Annotated in this window: 25 protein-coding genes and 1 tRNA gene; 4 read left to right on the top strand and 22 right to left on the bottom strand. The window is 70.1% G+C overall.

Going from position 1 to position 22913, the window contains the following annotated elements; genetic code table 11:
* The 4 genes from DW297_RS16360 to DW297_RS16375 form a co-directional block, all read right to left on the bottom strand.
* Positions 1–3646: fibrinogen-like YCDxxxxGGGW domain-containing protein (locus DW297_RS16360; protein ID WP_205828319.1), on the bottom strand; the 3646-nt coding region annotated here is incomplete at its 3' end.
* Positions 3647–4040: 394 nt separating this feature from the next.
* Positions 4041–5003 carry a carbohydrate ABC transporter permease gene (locus DW297_RS16365; RefSeq protein WP_136034362.1) on the bottom strand — a complete coding sequence of 321 codons (963 nt, stop codon included), beginning with the start codon at positions 5001–5003 and terminating at the stop codon, positions 4041–4043.
* Positions 5000–6139: a carbohydrate ABC transporter permease gene (locus DW297_RS16370; protein ID WP_136034364.1), complete on the bottom strand. Its 1140-nt coding sequence runs from the start codon at positions 6137–6139 to the stop codon at positions 5000–5002. Before DW297_RS16370 ends, DW297_RS16365 begins: the two co-directional genes overlap by 4 nt.
* A 108-nt stretch (positions 6140–6247) precedes the next feature.
* Complete coding sequence (locus tag DW297_RS16375) at positions 6248–7561, bottom strand: ABC transporter substrate-binding protein (protein ID WP_136034367.1); 1314 nt, start codon at positions 7559–7561, stop codon at positions 6248–6250.
* A gap of 286 nt (positions 7562–7847) precedes the next feature.
* On the opposite strand from DW297_RS16375, the gene DW297_RS16380 reads away from it, so the two are divergent.
* Positions 7848–8852, top strand: a complete 1005-nt coding sequence (locus tag DW297_RS16380; RefSeq protein ID WP_136034369.1) for a LacI family DNA-binding transcriptional regulator — start codon at positions 7848–7850, stop codon at positions 8850–8852.
* A gap of 72 nt (positions 8853–8924) precedes the next feature.
* Here DW297_RS16380 and rplL read toward each other — a convergent pair whose 3' ends face one another.
* Complete coding sequence (gene rplL, locus DW297_RS16385; protein ID WP_067194328.1) at positions 8925–9308, bottom strand: 50S ribosomal protein L7/L12; 384 nt, start codon at positions 9306–9308, stop codon at positions 8925–8927.
* A gap of 48 nt (positions 9309–9356) precedes the next feature.
* A complete protein-coding gene (gene rplJ / locus DW297_RS16390) occupies positions 9357–9845 on the bottom strand; it encodes a 50S ribosomal protein L10 (RefSeq protein WP_136034371.1) in 489 nt (162 codons plus the stop codon).
* A gap of 295 nt (positions 9846–10140) precedes the next feature.
* On the opposite strand from rplJ, the gene DW297_RS16395 reads away from it, so the two are divergent.
* Positions 10141–10821: a YqaJ viral recombinase family protein gene (locus DW297_RS16395; protein ID WP_136034373.1), complete on the top strand. Its 681-nt coding sequence runs from the start codon at positions 10141–10143 to the stop codon at positions 10819–10821.
* A 22-nt stretch (positions 10822–10843) separates the two neighbouring features.
* Here the strand turns inward: DW297_RS16395 and DW297_RS16400 are convergent, their stop codons facing one another.
* The 6 genes from DW297_RS16400 to DW297_RS16425 all read right to left on the bottom strand — a co-directional run bounded on the left by DW297_RS16400 (position 10844) and on the right by DW297_RS16425 (position 14903).
* The gene (locus DW297_RS16400) at positions 10844–11338 is read right to left on the bottom strand and encodes a hypothetical protein (RefSeq protein WP_136034375.1); all 495 of its coding nucleotides are present in this window, start codon (positions 11336–11338) and stop codon (positions 10844–10846) included.
* Positions 11335–11967 carry a hypothetical protein gene (locus DW297_RS16405; protein ID WP_136034377.1) on the bottom strand — a complete coding sequence of 211 codons (633 nt, stop codon included), beginning with the start codon at positions 11965–11967 and terminating at the stop codon, positions 11335–11337. The genes DW297_RS16400 and DW297_RS16405 overlap by 4 nt, the downstream gene beginning before the upstream one ends.
* The gene (locus DW297_RS16410; protein ID WP_136034379.1) at positions 11964–12560 is read right to left on the bottom strand and encodes a signal peptidase I; all 597 of its coding nucleotides are present in this window, start codon (positions 12558–12560) and stop codon (positions 11964–11966) included. The genes DW297_RS16405 and DW297_RS16410 overlap by 4 nt, the downstream gene beginning before the upstream one ends.
* A 31-nt stretch (positions 12561–12591) precedes the next feature.
* On the bottom strand, positions 12592–13209 hold the full coding sequence (locus tag DW297_RS16415) for a SipW-dependent-type signal peptide-containing protein (protein WP_136034381.1): 618 nt from the start codon (positions 13207–13209) through the stop codon (positions 12592–12594).
* 7 nt (positions 13210–13216) lie between these two features.
* On the bottom strand, positions 13217–13843 hold the full coding sequence (locus DW297_RS16420) for a SipW-dependent-type signal peptide-containing protein (RefSeq protein ID WP_136034383.1): 627 nt from the start codon (positions 13841–13843) through the stop codon (positions 13217–13219).
* A 154-nt stretch (positions 13844–13997) separates the two neighbouring features.
* Positions 13998–14903, bottom strand: a complete 906-nt coding sequence (locus tag DW297_RS16425) for a LysR family transcriptional regulator ArgP (RefSeq protein ID WP_136034386.1) — start codon at positions 14901–14903, stop codon at positions 13998–14000.
* Between the two features lie 70 nt (positions 14904–14973).
* Here DW297_RS16425 and DW297_RS16430 point away from each other — a divergent pair, with 70 nt between their 5' ends.
* Positions 14974–15645, top strand: a complete 672-nt coding sequence (locus tag DW297_RS16430; RefSeq protein WP_136034388.1) for a LysE/ArgO family amino acid transporter — start codon at positions 14974–14976, stop codon at positions 15643–15645.
* 6 nt (positions 15646–15651) lie between these two features.
* On the opposite strand, the gene DW297_RS16435 is transcribed toward DW297_RS16430, so the two are convergent.
* The 7 genes from DW297_RS16435 to DW297_RS16465 form a co-directional block, all read right to left on the bottom strand.
* Positions 15652–16008 (bottom strand): iron chaperone, encoded by a 357-nt coding sequence (locus tag DW297_RS16435; RefSeq protein ID WP_136034390.1) that lies wholly within the window; start codon positions 16006–16008, stop codon positions 15652–15654.
* A 45-nt stretch (positions 16009–16053) separates the two neighbouring features.
* Complete coding sequence (locus DW297_RS16440) at positions 16054–16857, bottom strand: amino acid ABC transporter ATP-binding protein (RefSeq protein WP_136034393.1); 804 nt, start codon at positions 16855–16857, stop codon at positions 16054–16056.
* Entirely contained in the window at positions 16844–17509 is a 666-nt protein-coding gene (locus DW297_RS16445) for an amino acid ABC transporter permease (protein WP_136034395.1), read from the bottom strand. Before DW297_RS16445 ends, DW297_RS16440 begins: the two co-directional genes overlap by 14 nt.
* A 3-nt stretch (positions 17510–17512) precedes the next feature.
* Entirely contained in the window at positions 17513–18331 is an 819-nt protein-coding gene (locus DW297_RS16450) for an amino acid ABC transporter substrate-binding protein (RefSeq protein ID WP_136034397.1), read from the bottom strand.
* A 172-nt stretch (positions 18332–18503) separates the two neighbouring features.
* The gene (rplA, locus tag DW297_RS16455) at positions 18504–19193 is read right to left on the bottom strand and encodes a 50S ribosomal protein L1 (protein ID WP_136034399.1); all 690 of its coding nucleotides are present in this window, start codon (positions 19191–19193) and stop codon (positions 18504–18506) included.
* Positions 19194–19204: 11 nt separating this feature from the next.
* Positions 19205–19636, bottom strand: a complete 432-nt coding sequence (rplK, locus tag DW297_RS16460) for a 50S ribosomal protein L11 (RefSeq protein ID WP_025102337.1) — start codon at positions 19634–19636, stop codon at positions 19205–19207.
* Between the two features lie 145 nt (positions 19637–19781).
* Complete coding sequence (locus DW297_RS16465; RefSeq protein WP_342589033.1) at positions 19782–20759, bottom strand: helix-turn-helix transcriptional regulator; 978 nt, start codon at positions 20757–20759, stop codon at positions 19782–19784.
* 62 nt (positions 20760–20821) lie between these two features.
* Between DW297_RS16465 and DW297_RS16470 the strand changes: the two genes are divergently transcribed.
* The gene (locus tag DW297_RS16470) at positions 20822–21220 is read left to right on the top strand and encodes a VOC family protein (RefSeq protein ID WP_136034403.1); all 399 of its coding nucleotides are present in this window, start codon (positions 20822–20824) and stop codon (positions 21218–21220) included.
* A gap of 81 nt (positions 21221–21301) precedes the next feature.
* On the opposite strand, the gene nusG is transcribed toward DW297_RS16470, so the two are convergent.
* From nusG to DW297_RS16485, 3 genes are all read right to left on the bottom strand, one after another.
* Positions 21302–22336: a transcription termination/antitermination protein NusG gene (gene nusG / locus DW297_RS16475; protein WP_136034405.1), complete on the bottom strand. Its 1035-nt coding sequence runs from the start codon at positions 22334–22336 to the stop codon at positions 21302–21304.
* 42 nt (positions 22337–22378) lie between these two features.
* Complete coding sequence (gene secE, locus DW297_RS16480; RefSeq protein ID WP_136034407.1) at positions 22379–22651, bottom strand: preprotein translocase subunit SecE; 273 nt, start codon at positions 22649–22651, stop codon at positions 22379–22381.
* A gap of 40 nt (positions 22652–22691) precedes the next feature.
* A tRNA-Trp gene (locus DW297_RS16485) sits at positions 22692–22764 on the bottom strand.
* Between the last annotated feature and the right edge of the window lie 149 nt (positions 22765–22913).

Consider the following 22913-nt stretch of genomic DNA (forward strand, 5'->3'; position numbering starts at 1 on the left):
AGCACGGCGGCATGGTGAGTGCGGCGTCGAAGGTGAGGTCGGGTGTGCCGCGGTAGTTGGCGTGGACCGACGCGGCCAGCACGTTGGTCCCCTCCTTCACCAGCGTCGCCGGAACCTGGAACGTCACCCGCGCGCCCGCCGCGGTCGTCGCCCGCGGCGCCGCCGTCGCATACGTGTTCTGCGTGATCGACCCGGCGGGCAGATTCGCCCGCCCCAGCTCCACCCCGTTCAGATACAGCACCACCCCGTCATCGGCGATCACCGACACCGTCCCGTCCTTCACCGACGCCGCATCCGACACGGTGAACGACGTCCGGAACTGCGCACTCAACGGCTTCGTGGCCAGGTTCGACGGATCGATGTTCGTCGCCACCGTCGCCCCCCGCCCCAGCACGCCCTTCCCGACCGCCCACGACGACGCATCAAACCCTGCCGTGTTCCAGTCCCCCGGCAACGCATCCGCCGAGTACCGCCACGACCAGGCCGACCCGCTCGGCACCGACACCGCCGGGCCCACCGGAGCCGCAGCCGTCGTCGTCGCCTGCACCGTCGCCGGAGTCGACGCCACCCCCGCAGCCGACACCGCCACCACCGTGTACGTATACGCCGTCCCCGCCACCAAACCGGTATCCGTGAACGTCGTCGCCGGAGCCGTCACCGTCCCCACCTTCACCCCGTTCCGCGACACCACATACGACGCCGCCGCCGTCGAACCCGCCGGAGCCGTCCACCCCAACACCACCGACGTCTGCGCCGGAGTCGCCACCAGACCCGTCACCGCGGCCGGAGGTGCCGCCCGCTCGGCCGTGAACGCCAGATCGAACCCGAGATCCGCGGTCGTGCGGTAGTTCGCGTGCACCGACACCGCCAGCACGTTCGTGCCCTCCGACAGTGCGCCGGCCGGAACGGTGAACACCGCGCGCGTGCCCGCCGCCGACGACTGCGCCACCGCCGCCGTCGCGTACGTGTTCTGCGTGACCGCGCCGGCCGGCATCCGCACCCGCCCCAGCTCACGGCCGTTCAGGTACACCACGGCGCCGTCGTTCGCGATGAGAGAGACCTTCGCATTCGTCACGCTCGCCGCACTGGTCACCGTGAACGTCTTGCGGAACTGCGCGCTCAACGGCTTGGTCGCCAGGTTCGACGGATCAATATTCGTCGCCGCCCCCGACACGCCCCGCCCGAACAGCGCCTTCCCGACCGGCCACGACGACGCGTCGAACGTGGTCGCGTTCCACGTGGCCGGCAGCGCGTCCGACGAGTACCGCCACGACCACGAGTCCCCGTTGCCCACGAACGTCAGCGCGTTCGCCGGGGCCGGAGCGACCGTGAACGCCGCCGTCGACGCCGACCGGTTGCCCACCGCATCCCGCGCCCGCACGAAGTAGTTCGTCGCGGTCGAGGTCACCGGCACGGTGTACGAGGCCGAGGTCGTGGAGGCGATCACTCGGTTGCCCTGCAGCACCTCGTATGTCACACCCGAACCCGCATCCGTCGACGCGCCCCACGTCAGCGTCGCCGTCTTCCCGTCTGCCGATGGGGTCGACGACACCGCCCCCGGGGCCGTCGGCGCCACCGCATCCCGCGGCGCGAAGCGGATGAACCCGCCCGACCACTGCTCCGCACCACCCGGAAGCTGCGACCGGTTGAAGTCGCCACCCACCCACAGGGTGCCGGTGCTGTCGAAGAACGTCCCCCACGCGCCGTACCCCGCACGCGCCTCCACCATCGGCGACCAGTCCGGGATGTAGGTGCCGGACTTCGCGTCCCACGCCCCCACCAGATTGATCTTGTCCGCCCGGCTGAATCCGCCGACGAGCGTCTGGCTGTAGGCGTCGTCGTAGACGTAGTCCCCGCAGTGGCAGCCGCCGATCACCACGGAGCCGTTGGTCTCGACCGTCTGCATGTCGCCGCCCACCTGCGTGATCCAACCGCCCACGCGCTGGAGCGTGTTCCGGTCGTACGAGAACATCGAGTGCTGCGAGCCGCCCATCCACACACGCCCGCCGACCTCGATGATGCCGAGCTGCCACACCGCGTTGACGTACGCGCCGTTCTCGTCCTTGCGGTCGTCGCTGAACTCCGGCGTCCAGGTGGTCGCCAGCGGTGCGCCCGCCGTCGTCTGCAGCACCGCGGCCGACGGCGCCGGGGTCGACGACTTCATCAGGAAGTAGCCGGAGAAGTACGCGCGGTCGCCCTGGGCGTTCGCGTCGACCGAGGCCGCCGTCCCGTTGAGGTTCGCGTTCCACGCGGTGTCGGGCTTGCCGGTGGCCAGCACGATACGGCCGCCGTTCCACGCGCCGCCCGTCGTCGGTGTCGTGCCGACGGAGGTCAGGTGCGTGAACGAACCGGCGACGTACAGGTAGCCGCCCTGCACGTCCAGGTCGCGGACGAAGGGGACCGCACCGGTCGCGCGGTGCTCGACCTTCACCTGCCAGCCCGAGAGCTGCCCGGTCGCAGGATCGAGGATCGCCAGTCCCGGCTGCGCCACCCCGTTCACGGTCGAGAACTGCCCGCCGATCGCCAGCCGGCCGTCCGGCAGCGCCTGCACCGACTTCACCTGTCCGTCGAGCTTCGGCCGGAAGGTCGGGACCCACGCGCCGGTGTGCACGTCGAACGCCGCCAGGTACGGCTGCGACGTCTGCCCCGCGCCGTCCTTGGTCTGCTGCACGTTCAGGAAGTTGCCGCCGACGAAGACCTTCCCGGCGACCTCACCGAAGTCCGAGACCTCGACGTTCGTCTCTCCGGACTGGCCGTTGGCGAGCCCCGAGACCCCCCACGACGTCTTCACGGCGTACGAGCTCGGGATCGACGGGAGCGTGCTCGCGGGCGTGCCCGTGGTCGGGACGGCACCGAAGTCGAGCGTCGACAGGGTGAGCTGCGGCCGCAGGAACACCTGGGCGAACGGCGTCGCGTACCCCTGCCCCGCCGGAGCCCACAGGTAGGAGGACGCGTCCGTCGTGCCGGTCACCGCCGAGCCGTACGCCCAGCCCATCCGGTAGCCGTGCGTGGCCCGCTGCGAGAACACGACGTTGTTCATGCCCGCGTCGTCGTTGAAGGCGGCGGTCACGCCACCGGTTCCCGTGGTGTCAATGCCGCCGCTGATGCCGAAGCCCCAGTCGGCGAGGTCGTGCTTCGCGCCGAAGGTCCACTCCCAGCGGTCGCTCTTCGCGAGCGAGAACCGCACCTCCTGCCAGGCATTGCCCGCGGCGTTGGTCGCGCGCCGCACGCGGATCCCGTCGGGCAGAGCATCGGGGCGGCCGTTGTTCAGCAGGCCGTCGACGGTCTTGGCGGGCAGCTCGGCCGGAGCGAACGCGGCCGTTCCCGTGGGCGTGTTCGCCACCTGATCCGGCGTGCCGAGACCGTTGTAGCTCTCCTTCCACGCCTCCCGACCCCGACCGACGAGCACCCACCCGCCGCCGTCGGTCGTCTGGTCGCAGTAGAACTGCTGCGGGTAGACCAGGCCCGGCGTCACCAGCCAGTACACGCCGTCCGCCGCCGCCGGGTTGTTCTGCTTGATCTCCCAGCACGACGCCGCCGCCGTCTCCTGCGTGCGCCCGTCCGGGCCCGAGGCGACCACCGCCGACGCCGCACCCGGCGTGAGCAGGGCGCCCACCACTGCGAGGGCTGCGATGGCAGCCCCCATGACCGCGCGGCCTCCCCAGGCGCGCGCGCGATTCCCCACGATGTTCATCTGTTGTTGTGTCTTTCTGGCTTCCGACATCAGCTCTCGCTGCGGACGCGCCGCCGCGGCACACTCCTGCCACGGCGAAACGCAGACACGACACTGCAGACTGCCGGACCGGATGCCCCAAACATCCGGACCGGATCGCTCCACCCCCGAGCGGACGTCCCCAGATCGTCCCTATGCCATGAGACGGGATCGGGAGCGTTCCATTACGCAGAGACACCCGTTCCGATCATGTGAAGTTCCTGCATGCCGCCGCCGGGACGCCCCGCCGAGCCTGTCCGCGACACACGGAAAGGGGCCGGCCACCGCGACGGTGACCGGCCCCTTCCGGCGAGCGCTCCTGTCTCGACTACCCCTTGGTAGACCCGGCGAGCAGGCCGCGCACGAAGTAGCGCTGCAGCGCGAAGAACACGATCAGCGGGATGATGATCGACACGAACGCACCCGCCGTGAGCAGGTACCAGTCGTTGCCGCGCGTCCCGGTGATCTCGGCCAGCAGCTTCGTGATCGGCGCGGCCGCTCCGTCGGCGAACACCAGCGCCACGAGCAGGTCGTTCCACACCCACAGGAACTGGAAGATCGCGACCGAGGCGATCGCCGGCATCGTCAGCGGCAGCACGACGCGGAAGAAGATCTGTCCGCGCGAGGCACCGTCCACGCGGGCCGCCTCGATGATCTCACCGGGGATCTCCGACATGAAGTTGTGCAGCAGGTAGATCGCCAGCGGCAGCGCGAACATCGAGTGCGCGATCCACACCTGCGCGTAGCCGTCCGACGCTCCGAGCGGCAGGGTCACCTGCAGACCGAACAGGTTGAGGCCGCGCGAGAACGAGCTGAGCAGCGGCACCAGCGCCATCTGGATCGGCACGATCTGGAGCGCGAACACGAAGATGAACAGGGCGTTGCGGCCCTTGAAGTCGATCCACGCGAACGCATACGCCGCCATGGCCGCGATCATGAGCGGCACCACGGTCGCCGGGATCGTGATGGCGATCGAGTTGATGAACGACTCGAGGATGGTCAGCTGCGTCGTGCCGGACTGCAGCACATCGACGTAGTTCTCCAGCGTGACCTGCGGGTTCGTGAAGAACGTCCACCATCCGGTCGACTGGATCTCGTCGCGCGGACGGAACGACGAGATGAACAGCCCGAGCGTCGGGATGGTCCACAGGACCGCGATGACGATCGACGCGGCGGATGCCCACGGACGGGACAGCTTCTTCCTGGCGCGTCCGGCGGCGCCGTCGAGGCCACCCCCGGTCGTGACGGCGCGCGTGCTGGCCGGGGTCTCGGTGCCTACGGTGTCGGTCATCGGATCTCCCGCTGCTTCTTGATCTGGCGCGCGTTGTAGATGACGATCGGCAGCACCAGGATGAACAGGATGACGGAGAGCGCGGCGCTGCGTCCCGCCTCGAACTTCGAGAACTGCGTGTACATCTCGTTCGCGAGCACCGACGTGCCGTAGTTGCCGGCGGTCATGGTGCGGACGATGTCGAACACCTTCAGCGAGGCGATCGAGATCGTGGTGAGCACGACGATGAGTGCCGGGCGGATCGCCGGTACGGTCACCGAGATGAACCGCTGCCACGCGTTCGCGCCGTCGAGCTCGGCGGCCTCGAGCAGCTCGGCCGGGACACCCTTGATGGAGGCCGACAGCACGACCATCGCGAAACCGGTCTGGACCCAGATGAGCACGACGATGAGGAACAGGTTGTTCCACGGCTGGTTCAGCAGCCACTGCTGCGGCGTCCCGCCGAACCACACCAGGATCTGGTTCAGCAGACCGATCTGCTCGAACTCCGGTCCGCGGTACTCGTACATGAACCGCCAGATGATGCTCGCGCCGACGAACGAGATCGCCATCGGCATGAACACCAGCACCTTGTAGATCTTCTCGCCGCGGGTCCTGTCGATGAAGACCGCGTACGCGAGACCGACGATCGTCGACACCGTCGGCACCAGCAGCACCCAGATGATGGTGTTGACGACCGAGGTGATGCCGTCCGACTGCGTGAAGATCCACACGTAGTTGGCGAACCCGACGAACGTGTTGCCCGAGGAGTTCCAGAACGAGGTGTACATGGTCTGGATCGACGGGAGGATGAGGCCGACGAGCAGGAGCAGCATCGCCGGAGCCATGAAGGCGACGAGCTGGATCAGGTAGCCCGCTCCATCGCGGGACCGGTAGTCCAGGAAGAAGAACACGGCGCCGACGAGGACCGCGACCCCCATCGCCCAGTAGTAGGAGTTGAAGAACCACATCACGGCGAGCGGGATGAGCAGGCACATCGCCAGCCGGATGATGGTGTACTGCGTGCCCCGGCGTGGAGCGATGTCCACGAGCAGCAGGATGATCGCCACGACCACCGCGAAGGCGATGACCACGGCGACGGCCTGCAGGATCGGCGGGAGCGAGCCGATCCATTGGAAAAAGACTGTCGCGTTCACGGATTCCCCTTACGTCACGCGGATCGGATCACGGCGCCCACGTCGATGTGGGCGCCGAGGGAGCAGAGGGGCCGCCCCTGGTGCGGGGCGGCCCCTCTTCCCCCGGGATCAGCTGGAGGGCCAGCCGGTCTCGATCTGCGTGAGCACCTCGTCCGTCGAGGTGCCGTTGACCCACGCGACCATGCCCTTCCAGAAGGTTCCGGCACCGACGGCACCGGGCATCAGGTCGGAGGCGTCGAAGCGGAACGTGGTCTCCGGGTCCTGCAGGATCTTGATGGTCTCCTGGAGGATCGGGTCCTTGGCGTTCGCCGGGTCGAGCCCGTTGTTGGCCGAGGTGACGCCGCCGAGGCTCACGCGGCTGTTGGCCCACTCGGGGCTGGACAGGTACGCGAGCACCTTCTGCGTGGCCTCGGACTCGCTGAACGCGCCGACGATCTCACCGGCGCCCGTGACGGCCGTGTCGCCCTCGGACTCGCCGGGGAGCATGAACGCCCACACGTCGCCGTCCTCGGCGATGTTCGTGCCCTCGGGGAAGAAGCCCGACAGGAACGAGGCCTGGTGCGTGAGCGCGCACTCGCCGGCGGCGAGCTTGGGTGCCACGTCGCCGAACGCGGTCGAGTTGATCGAGCGCACGTCGCCGAAGCCCGCGTTGACGTTGGCCGGGTTGAGCAGGATCTGTCCGACCGAGTCGAACGCCTGCTTGATCTGCGGGTCGGTGAACTTCACGTCGTTGGTGACCCACTGGTCGTAGACGTCGGGTCCGGACTGGCGCAGCACGTAGTCCTCGATCCAGTCGGTTCCCGGCCAGCCGGTCGCGGTGCCGGACTCGAAGCCTGCGCACCAGGCGGGCGTGCCCGTGGCGGCCTGGATCTTCTCGGTCAGCGCCGTCATCTCGTCGAGGGTCTTGGGGACCTCGACGCCCCACTCCGCGAACTTGGCGGGCGAGTACCAGATCCAGCCCTTGACGTTCGCCATGAGCGGGGCACCGTAGAAGGTGTCTCCGACCGTGCCGTAGTTCACCCAGTCTTCGGTCCAGTACTCGTTGGCGTTCTTCTCGACCTCCTCCGGGGCGGGCTTCAGGAAGCCGCGGTCGGCGAAGTCGGCGAACAGACCCGGCTGCGGGAAGATCGCGATGTCCGGCGGGTTGCCGCCCTGGGCGCGCGTGCCCAGCTGCGTCTCGAAGTCCTGGCTGCCCTCGTACTTGATGGTGATGCCGTTCTCGTCGGCCCAGTCCTTCCAGGACTCCTGGAGGAGTTCCGCCTCCGAGTCGACGATCGTGCCGTAGATCGTGACGGTGGCGTCGTCGCCTCCGCCTCCGGTGCTCGGCGCACCTCCCGGAGCCCCGCAGCCGGCGAGAGCGATGCCCGCGACGCCCATCAGGGCCAGCGGCACGACCAGCCGGGAACGCTGTGACAGAGCCATGTGAATTCTCCTCTTCGAGTACAGGGTCCCGCTGTCCGTCGCCAGCACCGGCGTCGATTAGGGAACCGATTCCAGGCCAACATACTGGCGGCCCGCTCCCCGCACAACACGCAAGGGTCACAAGCTCGCAACCATTCCGATGCACCGCCGCGTCGCGGATGGGAGCGCTCCCTCCGGATCAGTGTGGAACCGGTTCCTTTTCCACGGTCGAGCCGCTACGCTGTCACCCGGCGAGCCCGGGCGTCGCCGTCCCCACATCGAAGTGGACCCTGGTCGAGGAGGACCGATGAGCACGATCGCGGACGTCGCGTCGCGTGCCGGAGTGTCCAAGGCCACCGCGAGCCGGGCGCTGAGCGGACGCGGCTACGTGTCCGACGAGACGCGGCAGCGGGTCATGGACGCCGCAGACGACCTCGCCTACGTCGCCCACTCGTCCGCCACGAGCCTCGCGACCGGACGCACGCAGACCGTCGGCCTCGTGATGCCGCCCATCGACCGCTGGTTCTTCGCCGAGCTGCTCGCCGGGGTGCAGGAGTCGCTCCTCTCCGTGGACTACGACCTGTCGCTGTACGGCGTTCCCGAGGGGACGCAGACCAGGGAACGGCTGTTCGAGACCGTGCTGCCCGGTCGGAGGTTCGACGGCATCATCGCGGTGGGCATCCAGCCGAGCGCGCGCGAGCTCGAGCGGCTGCACCGCACGGGTCGCCCGCTGGTCAGCGTCGGGCCGTACAGCGAGGGATCGAGCGCGGTCTCGATCGACGACACCGCCGCCGCCCGCATCGCCACCGAGCACCTGATCGAGCTCGGCCACGAGGACATCGCGTTCGTGGGGGGCGCGACCGACGCCGCCGCACTGAGCTACGGCGATGCGCAGCGGCTCGAGGGGTACCACGGCGCGCTCCGCGCGGCGGGGCTGCTCGCCCACGCCCGCGTCGTCGGCGCGGCACCGACCATGCCCGGGGGCTATGCCGCGACCGCCGGGCTCCTCGGAGACCGGCGGAACCGGCCCACCGCGATCGTCGGAGTCTGCGACGAGGCGGCGATCGGGGCGATCATCGCCGCTCGACGCCTGGGCATCGCCGTGCCCACCGAGCTCAGCGTGGTCGGCATCGACGACCACGCCCATGCGGACATGTTCGCCCTCACCACGATCGGGCAGTCTCCCCGCGACCAGGGTCACGAGGCCGTGCGGCTGCTGATCCGACGGATGGCGGAGCCGGAGGCCCCCATCGAGCGGGTGACCGCCCCCTCGTCGCTCGTCGTGCGCAGCTCCACCGCACCACCCCGCTGAGCACCCCTCCCCGGACGCACGAAGGCCCCGGGCGGAACCCGGGGCCTTCGCAGAAGCGCTGGTGCGCTGGAATTACTTGAGGGTGACGGTCGCGCCGGCCTCTTCCAGAGCAGCCTTGGCCTTCTCGGCGGTCTCCTTGTTGGCGCCCTCGAGGACGGCCTTCGGAGCACCGTCGACGACGGCCTTGGCCTCGCCGAGGCCGAGCGAGGTGAGCTCGCGGACAGCCTTGATGACCTGGATCTTCTTGTCGCCGGCAGCCTCGAGGATGACGTCGAACGAGTCCTTCTCCTCCTCGGCAGCGGCCTCGCCAGCGCCACCGGCGGCACCGGCAACGGCGACGGGGGCAGCAGCGGTGACCTCGAACTTCTCCTCGAACGCCTTCACGAAGTCGTTCAGCTCGATGAGGGTGAGGCCGGCAAACTGCTCGAGCAGCTCCTCGGTGGTGAGCTTCGCCATGATGTATCTCCTAATAGATGGGGTGGTGGTGACGAGATCGCCGGTCGCTTACGCGGCCTCTGCGGTCTCCAGCTTTTCGCGAAGCGCGTCGATGGTGGCGGCAGCCTTGCCCATCGTCGCCTTCATCATTCCCGCGGCCTTCGCCAGCAGAACCTCACGGCTCTCGAGCGAGGCGTACGTGTTGACCTCGTCGGCAGAGAGGGCCTTACCCTCGAAGATGCCGGACTTGATCACCAGAAGCGGGTTGGCCTTGGCGAAGTCACGCAGAGCCTTGGCAGTGGCGACGAAGTCACCGTGCACGAACGCGACGGCCGACGGACCCTTGAGGTCGTCGTCCAGCGAGGAGATGCCGGCCTTGTTGGCGGCGATCTTGGTCAGCGTGTTCTTCACCACGGCGTACTCGGCGTCCTGACGGATGCTGTTGCGCAGCTGCTTGAGCTGGGCAACCGTCAGACCGCGGTACTCGGTCAGCAGGACGGCGTTCGAGTTCTCGAATGACTTCGTGAGCTCGGCGACCGATGCATCCTTCTGCGCCATGGTCACTCCTTGATGTGTACGAGGCGCCGCACGGTGGTGGGGCGCCGGCCTCCGACCCCCTGCAAAGAGAAGAGCTCCGGCGCAAGCGCACGGAGCTCGGAAGTTCGTGACACCTGCGCGGGCCCCTGCGGTGCAGAGCTTCGATCCTGCGTGCTTGCGCACACACGATGACCAGCGGTCTTCGGTTGCCACCCACTCTACCTCAGCGCGCGCCCCTCCCCAAATCCCCGGCGGCCGTGCGGGGACGCGGCGTGTGCAGGGAGGGAGCGTCGGCGGACGGGGTTAGGGTTTTCAGGTGACCCCCGAACTCCACGCCCGTATCGTCGCGGACTCTCGCGACCGGGTGGCGTGGATGCGGGCGCGGTCCCGCGGCATCACCGCGACCGACGTCGCCGGGCTCACGAGCGAGCGCTCCATCGCCCGTGCCGCCGACTCCAAGCTGGGCGGCGGCCCCCGCTTCGGCGGCAACGCGTACACCGACCACGGCCGACGGCGCGAGCCGGAGATCGCGGCCTGGGTCGCAGCCACGCACGGGATCCTCCCCTCCTCCGCGCTGTTCCGCGCCGAGGTGGAGCACCGCCACCTCGCCACGCCCGACGGGATCGCGGTCGACGCCGACGGGCGCATCCGCCTCGCCGAGATCAAGACCACGAACAAGGCGTTCCGCGGCATCCCGCGCACCTACCTGCGACAGGTCTGGTGGCAGCAGCACGTGCTCGGTGCCGAGCGCACGCTGTTCGTGTGGGAGGAGCACGTCGACTTCGCTCCGGTGCACGACGAGCCTCGCTGCGTGTGGATCGACCGCGACGACCGCGAGATCGCCAAGCTGGTCGACCTGGCCACCGCCCTGATCGACGAGCTGTACCGGCGCACCACGGGCCGCGACGTTCCCGCCCGCACGCAGGACGATTCCGCCAGCCGCCGCGAGCAGCTGCGCGAGCGCGACCTCTTCCGCGCCCTCGCCCTCGCCGACTGAACGCCGCACCGCCGGCACGACCTCACGTGCAGGTGTTGTTGCCCCCGAGCCCCAGCAGTCCGCCCACCGACAGCGTGCGGGTCGCCGCGGGCGACACCCAGGCCGTGCCGGGCAGGACGGCCTCGACCCGCACCGTGTTCGACGAGCCGAGCAGACTCCCCAGCAGCGTGCTGAGCACACCGGAGCTGATCGTCGCGGAGTAGGAGTAGGGGCCGCTGCCGCTCTGCGTCACGTTCGCGTTGTCGACCGCGACGTTGTTGATCGACAGTCGCTGCTGCGGCTTGAGGTATCCGGAGCTCCACGTGATCGTGAAGCCCGTGAACGTGCCGAGCAGGTTGGTCACGCTGCACGAGGTGATCGTGGGCGTCGTCAGCTGCGACGCGGTGAACGACCCCGCCGCGTACTCCGGGTCGGTGAACCGCGCCTCGGTCGGCTGCACCGCGGGCAGCAGCGCCACGCCGACCAGGACCCCGACCCCGAGGACACCGGCGATCGTGCGCCGCCACGGCCGTGTCATCCTCGCCCCTCCCCGCGCTCTCCTCCGCGACGCCCCCGCGCCACGAGAGCCCCGGTCAGCAGCAGTCCGCCGCCCACCGCCGCCAGCGGCAGCCACGGCGACGGACCCGTGACCGCGAGCGCACCGTCGGAGCCCACCGCCGCGCTCTCGCCCGCGCCGTGAGCCAGCACGCGCACCTCGGTGCTGCCGGAGCCGTCCGCCGGGTCGAGCGCGATCGTCAGCCGCAGATGCGCGGTCTCGGTGTCACGCATGGCCGTGAGCGGCACCTCGGCGCCGTCGCGCGGGACGCTCCAGTCCGTCCGCAAGACCGTCGCCCCCGCCGGGCACACCGCGTCCTGCCACGGCTCCGCGCACAGGGCGATGTCGAGCCGCAACCGAGCCGACCCGGACGCGCTCACGCCGAGCCGCACGACCCCGGGATCCGGCGCGTCGGCGCTCACCTGCACGTCCCACTGCACCGGCCGGTCGGGTCGCAGGTCGCGGGCGGCGTCCCAGTCCGCGACCGAGACCAGGCGCAGCACCTGGCCCTGCACCACCTCGGTGGAGGGGGCAGCGACCGCCGCCGCCGGTGCCGCAAGGGCCAGGCAGACGGGCAGCGCCAGGACCGCGAGCGCGACGCGGGGCCTCACGGCGGACCGCCCTCGGTGCGAGCGCGTCGCGGCGACCGCGGCCAGAAGGCCCACACCACCAGCGCGGTCGCGGCCACGGTCATGCCGCCGAGCACGACGGGATGCCCGAGTGCGACGATCACGGTCGCCAGGCCCGGCACCGCGAACAGCACGGTGCGCACGGAGGTCACGGTGTACGGAAACGGGTCGTCGACCGCGTTCGCATCGCCCCGCAGCGTCAGCACGCGCTCCCCCGCCGCGGCGCCCGGTTGCACCGCGGTCACGCGGTGGGTCACGGGCAGGTCGCCTGGGCGGTCGACCGTCACGACGTCACCCACCTCCACCGCCGCGGCAGGGACCCGCTGCACCACGGCGACCGATCCGGCCGGGATGGTCGGCGACATCGAGCCCGTGCGGAACAGGATGAGCGTGATCTGCGCCGTGGCCGCCAGCAGCACCAGCACGATGCACACGACGCCCGCGGCGGCGGCGAGCCACAGCAGCGCATCGCCCAACGCGCGCGCGAACCCGAGGCGCCGGGTGGGGTGCTGCGCCCGCGCCCCCGCTTCCCCGCTCTGCTGCGCGCGCGCCTCGCGGCGGGTGAGTGCCGTCACGACCCCTCCTCTCGCTCGTGCCCCGCGGCGGCTACGACGACGTGCCCTGGATCTGCCATGTCTGGGTCATCGCCAGGCCCTGCGCGGTGTTCGGCGCCGTCGTCGGCAGCGTCACCGCGAAGCAGTAGTTCACGACCGATGCGCCGTTCGCGGACACCGCCTGCGTCGAGGCGCCGCCGGCCGTGAGCGCGGAGCCGTCCGCGACCACGGCGGTGCCGCCGGGGTAGGTCGCCGCGGAGCACGTGGTCCCGGCGATCGCACGCACCCCGTAGGTGAGCGACGACGCGAGACCCGTGCCGCCCGGCGTCCCGGCCGTGAGCTGGAGCACGCCGGCGACCGAGGGCGACGCGGTCTTGACGCTGAACAGCGCATACGTCGTGGTGCCGGGCGCCATGGCCGTGGGCGGGAGCTGGAAGTTCAGGGCGGCCGCCGTCCCCGTGGTCGCGTGGCTGGAGAACGTGACGCCATCGGTCGCCCCGACGAGGTCGAACCGGCCGGCCGTGAACGTGGCCGAGCCGAACTCCGAGTCGTTCCAGGCGGCGAGTGTCGCGGTCGCCCCGATGCCGAGCACCAGGCCGCCCGCCAGGAGGGCTCGGAGGCGGCGGGAGCGGAGCCGGATCCTCTCCCGCCGCTGCCTGCGGGTACCCATGGCCCGCTCAGCTCGTCGACGTGGCCGTGAACTCCCAGGTCGCGTTCGTGACCAGGCCGGGTTCGAGCGCGGCGGCGGCCGTGACCGCGACGCACAGCTGCACGGCGGTGCCCGGGGTGGCGGCGGAGGCTCCTTCGGTGAGCGTCACGGCGGTCACGCCCGTCTGTGCGTCGAGCGTGGCCCCGGAGGCGACGGCGGTTCCGGTCGCGCTGGCCGCGTTGCAGGTGGCGCCGGGAGCGAGCGGGTAGATCGCGTAGGACAGATGATCGGTGTTGGAGCTCGCCGCGGGATCCGCGGTCGTGCCCGCCGCGACGAGGCTGGCCCCGGTGGTCGTGCCGGCCGCGAGACGCACCCAGAAACCCGCGTAGACGGTGTCGCCGGGCGACATGTTGCCGACGACGCCGGCGGGGAGCGTGAACGCGAGGGTGGCGGCCGTGTTGCCGTCGTCGACGTTGTGGTCGGTGAAGGCCGTGCCGTCGGTCGAGCCCTCCAGGTTGAACGAGCCCGCGGTGAACGTTCCGGTCGCGAACTCGGAGTCGTTCCACGCGGCGAGCGTGACCGCCGCTCCCACTCCGAGGACGAGTCCTCCTGCCAGGACCGCGCGGACCTTTCGCCGGGTCGTGGTCGTCGCCATGTCGTTCCCCCTCCGTCTTCGATCTCGGGGAACGCCGGCGAGCGGAACTCGGAGGATTCTCCCGCGTCCTCGCATCCTCTCCGAGCCCCTCGGACCAGACAAGGCGGATCCGCGCGCAGCCGTGGCACAATCCGCGCAGCCGGGGATCGTCCTGTCAGCGGCGCGACCGGCGGGCGGGCGCGACCGGGGCGAGCACCCGCCGCGCCTCGTCGGCCACCTCGGCGGCGATGGTGTCGAGCAGCGTCGACCGCAGGTTCCACTGCTGCCAGTACAGTGCGACCTTCAGCGTCGGACCCCCGAGCGCGACCAGTCCGGGCGTCTCCTGCAGCCGCGGGACCATCCCCCAGCCGAGGCCGAGCGACACCGCGATCGCGTAGTCGTGGGACGCGGGGACGTAGTGCCGCGGCACGCCCTGCTGCGTGACGGACATAGCCGCGAGCCACTCGTGCTGCAGCGTGTCGCGACGGTCGAAGTCGACGAAGGGCGCGCGGGCGAGAGCGGCGGCGCTCACCCCCTCGGCGAACCACCGGTCCGCGAAGCCCTGCTCCGCCATGGCGCGATACTCGAGCACCCCGAGAGGTGCGACCGAGCATCCGGCCACCGGGGTCTCCTCGCTCGTCACCGCGGCCATCACCGTGCCGGATTCCAGCAGCCGGGCGGTGAAGTTCTGATCGTCCCGGTGCAGGTCGACGTCGATGTCGTGCGTGGCGGAGAGTCGTGCCATCGGCGCGAGGAACCACGTCGCCATCGAGTCGGCGTTCACGGCGAGCGGAACGACGATGCGCCGCTCGGAGCCGTCGTCGCCGATGCCCACCCCGGCGAGCGCGTCGTGCTCCAACAGCGCCACCTGCCTGGCCAGTCGCACCACCGCCTCACCGGCCTCGGTGAGCCGCGCGGGCTTGCTGCGCACGAGCAGGATGCGCCCCAGCTGTTCCTCCAGGCTCTTGAGCCGCTGGCTGACCGCGGACGGCGTGATCCGGAGTCGGCGCGATGCCGCGTCGAGAGTGCCTTCGTCGGCGACGGCGGCCAGGGTCGCGGCGAGCTCCGGATCGATCCTCACATCAGTGATGCTAATGGTTCGGAAGGAATCTTCGCTTTCTCTGATGGCAGTCGCTTCCTAGGCTGGTGCCATGCTCACCGTCCTCGCCGGTCTCGGACTCGGCCTCTCCCTCATCGTGGCCATCGGCGCCCAGAACGTCTTCGTCCTGCGCCAGGGCATCCGGCGGGAGCATGTGCTGGCGGTCGTGATCGTGTGCGCCGTCTCCGACGCCGTGCTGATCGCCGCCGGTGTCGCCGGGCTGGGCTTCCTGCTCCAGGCTGCGCCGTGGCTCGTGGTCGTCGCCCGGGTTGCCGGGGCGCTGTTCCTGTTCGGCTACGGGCTGCTCGCGGCACGGCGCGCCTGGCGCGGCGGTGAGGTGCTGGCGGTCGATGCGTCCTCCCCCGCCGTCGGAACGGGGACCGGTCGATCGGCCGGCGGCACCGCGACCGCCACCCGGAGCGGAACACGTCTGGCCCCCGTGCTCCTCACCGTCCTCGCGCTCACCTGGCTCAACCCGCACGTGTACCTCGACACCGTCCTGATGCTCGGGTCGATCGCCGCGACGCACGGCGAGCAGCGCTGGCTGTTCGCCGCCGGGGCCATCCTCGCCAGTGTCCTGTGGTTCACGGCCCTCGGTTTCGGGGCACGCTACCTCGGGCGCTGGCTGCGCACCGAGCGGTCGTGGCGCGTTCTCGACGCGGTGATCGCCGTGATCATGGTCGCGCTCGCCGTGAGCCTGATCCTCCCCGTGTTCGGCGGCTGATCCGGCTCAGGCTCCGTCGATCTGCGCCAGCCGCGCCCGCACCAGTGCGCGCAGCGTCTGCTCCGGGATCGGATGCTCCGGCTGGAAGCGGATCGTCCCCTTGTCCACGCTGGCGCCGGGATGATCGGCCAGCGCCGCCGCCACGGCCGCGACCGCGTCGGGGCTGAAGGGATACACGCCGATGTGCTTCTTGGCGCGCATCACCGACAGCAGCGGTCTGCCCCCGTGGACGAGGGCGGGCATGCCGTAGCCGGTGCCCTGCTCGGCATCCGGCTCCTCCTCCCGCGCGATCGCGTACACGCGGTCGATCGCCGCGCGGTCCGCGGGGGCGAGCCCGGTCAGGTAGTCGTCGATGGTTCCCACGACCGCATCCTGTCACCGATCGGCGGCGCGCACGAGCCCCGGGTCTCAGGCGCCGTCGAGCGGGCGGAGGATGCGCGTGAGGAACCGCTGCGTGCGCTCGTGTCGCGGGGCGCGGAAGATCTCGGCCGGCGGCCCCTCCTCGACCACCACCCCACCGTCCAGGAACAGGACGTGGTCGGCGACCTCGCGCGCGAAGCTGAGCTCGTGCGTGACGACCGCCATGGTCCATCCCTCGTCGGCGAGCTCCTTGATCACCAGCAGCACCTCCCCGACGAGTTCGGGGTCGAGCGCACTCGTCGGCTCGTCGAACAGCAGCAGGTCGGGCTTGAGAGCGAGAGCACGCACGATCCCCACGCGCTGCTGCTGCCCTCCCGAGAGCTGATGCGGACGGGCGTCCGCCTTGTCCGCCAGGCCCACCCGGTCGAGCAGGGCCAGGGCCTCGGCCACGACCTCCGCCCTGGGCCGCCGCTGCACACGCCAGGGCCCCTCGATCACGTTCTGCAGCACCGTCAGATGCGGGAACAGGTTGTGGTGCTGGAACACCATCGCGGAGCGATCGCGCAGGGCGAGCCGCTGCTGCTTCTGCGCGCGAGGCCGCGGCCGCTCGGCGGGGGCGAAGTCGAGCTCGGGCCCGCCGTCGACCGTGATGGTGCCGGCGTCCGGCGTCTCGAGGCCGTTGAGCGCGCGCAGCACGGTGGTCTTCCCCGAGCCGCTCGGGCCGATGAGCACCAGCACCTCTCCGCGGTGCAGCGTCAGGTCGATCCCGCGCAGCACCTCGGTGTCGCCGAAGCTCTTGCGCAGTCCGCGGGCGGACAGCAGCGGGACGGGCGTCTGGTCAGTGGGCGACACGGCGGTCGAGCCTCCTCTCCAGGGCGCTCTGGCCGAACGACAGCACCAGGCAGAACACCCAGTACACCAGCGCCGCGGCGAGGTAGATCACCATGAACTCGAGGGTCGTCGCCGCGATCTGCTGCGCGACCTTGAACAGCTCCGTCACCAGGATCAGCGACGTGAGCGAGGTGTCCTTCACGAGCGAGATGAACGTGTTCGACAGCGGGGGCACGGACACCCGTGCCGCCTGCGGCAGGATGATCCGCGTGAGCGTGCGGGTGCGGTTCATCCCGACCGTGTACGCCGCCTCCCACTGCCCCTTCGGCACCGACAGGATCGCGGCCCGCACGACCTCGGCTCCGTAGCCGCCCACGTTGAGCGACAGCGCGATGATCGCACTCGGCCATGGGTCGAGCGTGATGCCGATCGACGGCATCCCGTAGAAGATCACGAACAGCTGCACCAGCATGGGCGTGCCGCGGATCACGGAGATGTAGAAGCGCGCGACTCCCGCCACCACCGGATGCACCGAGATCCGCATCAGCGCGACCCCGACCGCGATCAGCAGCCCCAGCGCGAACGACACCAGCGCGAGCGGCACCGTCGCCGTCAGGCCCGCCCAGGCGATCGGCCAGAGCGAGTCGAGGAACAGCTGCCAGGGGTTCGCCATCGGTTACTGCGAGACGTCCTCGCCGAAGTACTTCTCGCTGATATCCGCCAGGGTGCCGTCGGCGCGCAGCTCCTCGAGAGCGCCGTCCACGGCCTCGACGAGCGAGGTCTTGTCCTTCGTGAACACGAACGCCTGCTCGCCGGCGTCCTCGGTCTCCGCCGCGATCTTCAGCCCCGTCGGGCTGTTCGTGGTCTCGTAGTCGAGGAACGTCAGCTTGTCGTTCACGGTCGCGTCCACACGGCCCTGACGCAGCAGCTCCACGGCCTGCGCCCAGCCCTCGACGGCCTCGACCTTGGCGCCGGAGTCGGTCGCCAGCTCGTACCAGTTGCTGGTGAGCGACTGGGCCGTGGTCTTGCCGGCCAGGTCGTCGAACGAGCTGATCGAGTCGTCGTCCTCGGCCACCACGATGACGCCGGGCGACACGGTGTAGGGCGCGCTGAAGAGGTACTTCGCCTCGCGCTCGTCGTTGATCGAGACCTGGTTCGCGATCACGTCGAAGCGGCCGGCGTCGAGACCGGCGAAGATCGCGTCCCACTGCGTCTCCTGGAACTCCACCTCGAGGCCCAGCTTGTCGGCGACGGCCTGGATGATCTCGACGTCGTAGCCGGTCAGGTCGCCCGAGCCGCCGTCGTCGTGGAAGCTGAACGGGCGGTAGGTGCCCTCGGTCGCGACCGTGAGCGTGCCGTCCTTCACCAGGCCGAAGTCGGAACCCGCGGTGCTCTCCGCACCGGACGTGCTCGCGGGCGTGGTGGAGCCGCTGCAGGCGGTGAGCGCCGCGGCGGCGACGACGAGTGCGGTGACGGCGATGAGACGACGGGACATGGACCCTCCTGGGGTGAGAGGCGCGGTGCGAGTTTACGCGACCGGCGCGGGACCTCCCCACAGTACGTGCCGTCGCGGGATCCCCCGCATCCGATGACGCTCCGTGTCGACGCGGGGCGGAGGACGCGAAACGCCCCCGGGCGGAACCCGGGGGCGTTTCGGTGAGTCAGGCTCAGATGGCGTTGACGTCCAGCGGGATGCCGGGGCCGAACGTGGTCGACACCGCACCCTTCTGGATGTAGCGGCCCTTCGCGCTCGACGGCTTGAGGCGGACGATCTCCTCGAGCGCTGCGCCGATGTTCTCGTTCAGCTGCTCGGCGGTGAAGGACGCCTTGCCGACGACGAAGTGCACGTTGGCGTGCTTGTCGACGCGGAACTCGATCTTTCCGCCCTTGATCTCCTCGACGGCCTTGGCCGGGTTCGGGGTCACGGTGCCGGTCTTCGGGTTCGGCATCAGGCCACGCGGACCCAGCACCTTGCCGAGACGACCGACCTGGCCCATGAGCTCCGGGGTGGAGACGGCCGAGTCGAACGCGGTCCAGCCGCCGGCGACCTTCTCGATGAGCTCGGCGCCGCCGACCTCATCGGCACCTGCGGCGATCGCGGCCTCGGCCGCGGGGCCCGTGGCGAAGACGATGACGCGGGCGGTCTTACCGGTGCCGTGGGGCAGGATGACGGTGCCGCGCACCATCTGGTCGGCCTTGCGGGGGTCGACGGCGAGCTTCAGCGCGACCTCGACGGTCGAGTCGAACTTCGCCGAACCGGTCTCCTTCGCGAGCGCGACGGCCTCGGCGGGCGTGTAGAAACGGTCTGCCTCGATCTTCTCGGCGGCAGCCTTGTAAGCCTTGGACTTGGTAGCCATGATTATTCTCCTCAGCCCTCGACCGTGATGCCCATGGAACGGGCGGTGCCGGCGATGATCTTCGAGGCGGCCTCGATGTCGTTCGCGTTCAGGTCGGCCTGCTTCTGCTCGGCGATCTGACGGACCTGGTCCTTGGTGATCTTGCCGACCTTGACGGTGTGCGGGGTGGCCGAGGCCTTCTGCACGCCGGCGGCCTTCTTGATGAGCTCCGCCGCGGGCGGGGTCTTCAGGACGAAGGTGAAGCTGCGGTCCTCGTAGACGGTGATCTCGACGGGGATGACGTTGCCGCGCTGCGACTCGGTCGCGGCGTTGTACGCCTTGCAGAACTCCATGATGTTGACGCCATGCTGACCGAGCGCGGGGCCGATCGGCGGCGCCGGGTTGGCGGCACCGGCGTTGATCTGAAGCTTGATCAGGCCGGTCACCTTCTTCTTCGGTGCCATTCTCTTTCCTTTCCTCGAGGCGGATGCGGACACCCGCTTCTCCCACGGACCCGGCATCTCCGGGTCGTGGTCGTCAGCGCGCACGCCGAAGCGGCGCACAAACCATAAGAGTCTACCGCATCCCGCACCCCACTTCCGCGCGGGGTCAGGGGTCGCGGTACTGCTCCGCGATCCGCTGCCCGAGCTCGCGCAGGGCTGCGCGCACCTCGACGGGTTCGAGCACTTCCACGGCGCCCGTCCACCCGGCGAGCTGCTCGGCCAGAGCGTCCGCACGGTGGGCCCGCACCTCGATCAGTCCCTCGTCGGCATCCATCACCGCGGCCTGGCGCCCGAAGCGGTCGAGCACCGCGCGCACGGCCCAGGCCTCCGCGCGGATCACGGCGCGCGCCTCGCCCCGCAGCCCCTCGACCGTCTCGACCATCCGCTCCCACGCGGCAGGCGCGTCGAAGCCATCCGGCCCTTCCCCCCGCTCGTCGGTGAGGGCGAGATCCGCGATCCGGTCGACCCGGTACGTGCGCAGCCGGTCCACGTCGGCCCCGCCGTTCCGCCCCGGCGCCGCGAGCAGATACCACCGCGGACCGCGGCTGCCGACCACGAGCGGCACCACCTCGACCGGCCGCCCGGCGTCGCCGTAGCCGAAGCGCACCCGGCGGCGCGCAGCGATCGCCCGCTGCAGCTCCGACACCGCCGGCCGCTCCGGCGCATCATCGGGTTCACCCCAGGGCGCATCCCGCACGGTCGACTCCGCCACCCGCTGCGCGCCCTCGCGGAACGGTTCCGGCACGGCACGCATGAGCTTGCGCACCGCGGCCGTGTGCTCCGGCGCGGCGGTGCGGCTCTGGCTGAGCGCGACCAGCAACGACGTCACCTCGCTCTCGGTCAGTCCCGTGAGATCGGTCCGGGCCCCTCCGATCAGGCGCCACCCGCCGCCGCGCCCCCGAGACGGATAGAGGGGCACACCCGCCATGGCGAGCGCCTCCAGGTCGCGGCGCGCGGTGGGCACCGAGACCTCCAGCTCGGCGGCCAGTTCCGCGGCGGTGATCCGGGGACGGCCCTGCAGGAGCAGCAGAGCCTGGACCAGGCGATCGGCACGGATCGGGAACCTCTTTTCCGAAGTGATCAGAAGGTGATCACTTCACGGTCGAGCATAGAACGAAAGCCGTTCCCACCGAAGGAGAAGATCCCATGTTCCGTGGTCTCGCCAACCTCAACCTCGTCGCCGAGGACATGCCCGCCGCGATCGACTGGTACGCGCGCGTGTTCGACGCCGCGCCGTACTTCACCCGCCCCGAACAGGGGACCCCGCAGTACGCCGAATGGCGCTTCGGCGACGACGACGACGAGTTCGCGCTGATGGACGCCCGCTTCCGCCCCGCCCTGCCGCAGCCGGGAGGCGCGCTCGTGAGCCTGCACGTCGACGACATCCACGCCGAGATGGACCGCCTCGCAGCCCTCGGCGCCACCCCGTTCGACCCCGTCACCCAGCGCGGCGAGGGGTGGTGGTCGGCGTCGGTCAGCGACCCGTTCGGCAATCTCCTCGGCCTGATCCAGAGCCCGCACTGGGCCGCACAGCACGCGGGCTGACCGACGGGTGCGGGGAGCCCCGCGGCCGCACGCAGAACGCCCCGCCGGATGAGCCGGCGGGGCGTTCTGATGACAGCAGTGTCAGATCATCTTGGTGACCTGGTCGAACGACAGCTCGACCGGCGTCTCGCGCTCGAAGAGCGAGACGAGGACCGTGAGCTTGCCGCTCTCCGGCTTGATCTCGCTGATCGAACCGGGAAGACCCGCGAACGAGCCCTCCTTGATCGTGATGGTCTCGCCCACCTCGAAGTCGACCTCGGCCGGCAGCGGACGGGCCACGGCGACGCCGCCCTTCGCCGCGATGTTCTTGGCGGTCGGGACGTCCTTCACCTCGACGAGCGACTTCAGCATGTTGAAGGCCTCTTCGAAGCGCAGCGGCGTCGGGTTGTGGGCGTTGCCCACGAAGCCGGTGACGCCGGGGGTGTGGCGCACGACCGACCAGGTGTCCTCCGTGAGCTCCATGCGCACCAGCACGTAGCCGGGGATGCGCACGCGGGTGACCATCTTGCGCTGGCCGTTCTTGATCTCGACCACGTCTTCCATCGGGACCTCGACCTGGTAGATCTCGTCCTCGACCTCGAGCGTCGACTTGCGCTGCTCGATGTTGGCCTTCACCTTGCGCTCGAAGCCCGCGTACGAGTGGATGACGTACCACTTGCCGGGGAGCATGCGCAGGTCCATGCGGAAGGCCTCGTAGGGGTCCTCCTCGGACTCGGCGTCCTCCTCCTCGGACTCGGCTGCGGGACGGTCGTCCTCGCCGTTCACGTCGGGACCGTCGTACGGGGTGACCTCGTCGGCCGCCTCGGCCTCCTGCTCGGCGGCCTCCTCGGCCACGGAATCGTTGAGGACCTCGGCGGCGGCCTCGGACTCCGCCGCTTCGTCCAGGTTGAGAGCGTCGTTCACGATCGCGTCCGCCTCCGGGTCGTCGATGTCGATGTCGATGTCGTCCGTGTCGTCCTCGCCGTCCTCGTCTTCGACGTGGACCGCGACGTGCTCGGCAGAGGTGACCGAGAACTCCTCAGCGGCGAGCACGTTGCCCTCCTGGGCCTCGTCCTCCTCGCTGGACTGCTCTGCGGCGGTCGCCCAGTCGGCGTCGTCGGAATATCGTTCAGACACGTTGCTTCTTCTCCATAGCTGCGGCTGCCGCCGCGGGGGTCATCAGCCAGGGATACCGAACACGTAGTGGGTCAGGAGCCCGAAGACGTAGTCGAGACCGTAGACGATGCCCATCACGATCACGACGAAGACGAGCACCACACCCGTGAACTTGAACAGCTCCTTGCGGGTCGGGGTGACGACCTTGCGCAGTTCGGCGATGACCTGGCGGATGAACAGGGCGATGCCCCCGAAGAACCGGGAGAAGGGGTTGCCCTTCTTCTGGCGCGTGGCGCCGGCCGCGACGACCTCGCCGCGCGGTTCGTCCTGATCCATCCTGAATGTACCTTTCGTGTGCCAGCGTTGCACTGACGCGCAGGGCGGACAGGAATCGAACCTGCAACCTGCGGTTTTGGAGACCGCTGCTCTGCCAATTGAGCTACCGCCCTAGAGACCCGGAGGCCTCGGGGTGCCCTCCCATCCCCGCGCTGCGCCGAGATCCGAAGACCCGAGGCACGGCGAAAGAATGCAGAGAACAACTGCTCCACAAGCATACGGCATCCGCCCGACGGTGCCGAACCGGGCTCGATATACGGGT

The sequence above is a fragment of the Microbacterium sp. PF5 genome (assembly GCF_004794315.1).
GTDB classification, from domain to species: Bacteria; Actinomycetota; Actinomycetes; order Actinomycetales; family Microbacteriaceae; genus Microbacterium; species Microbacterium sufflavum.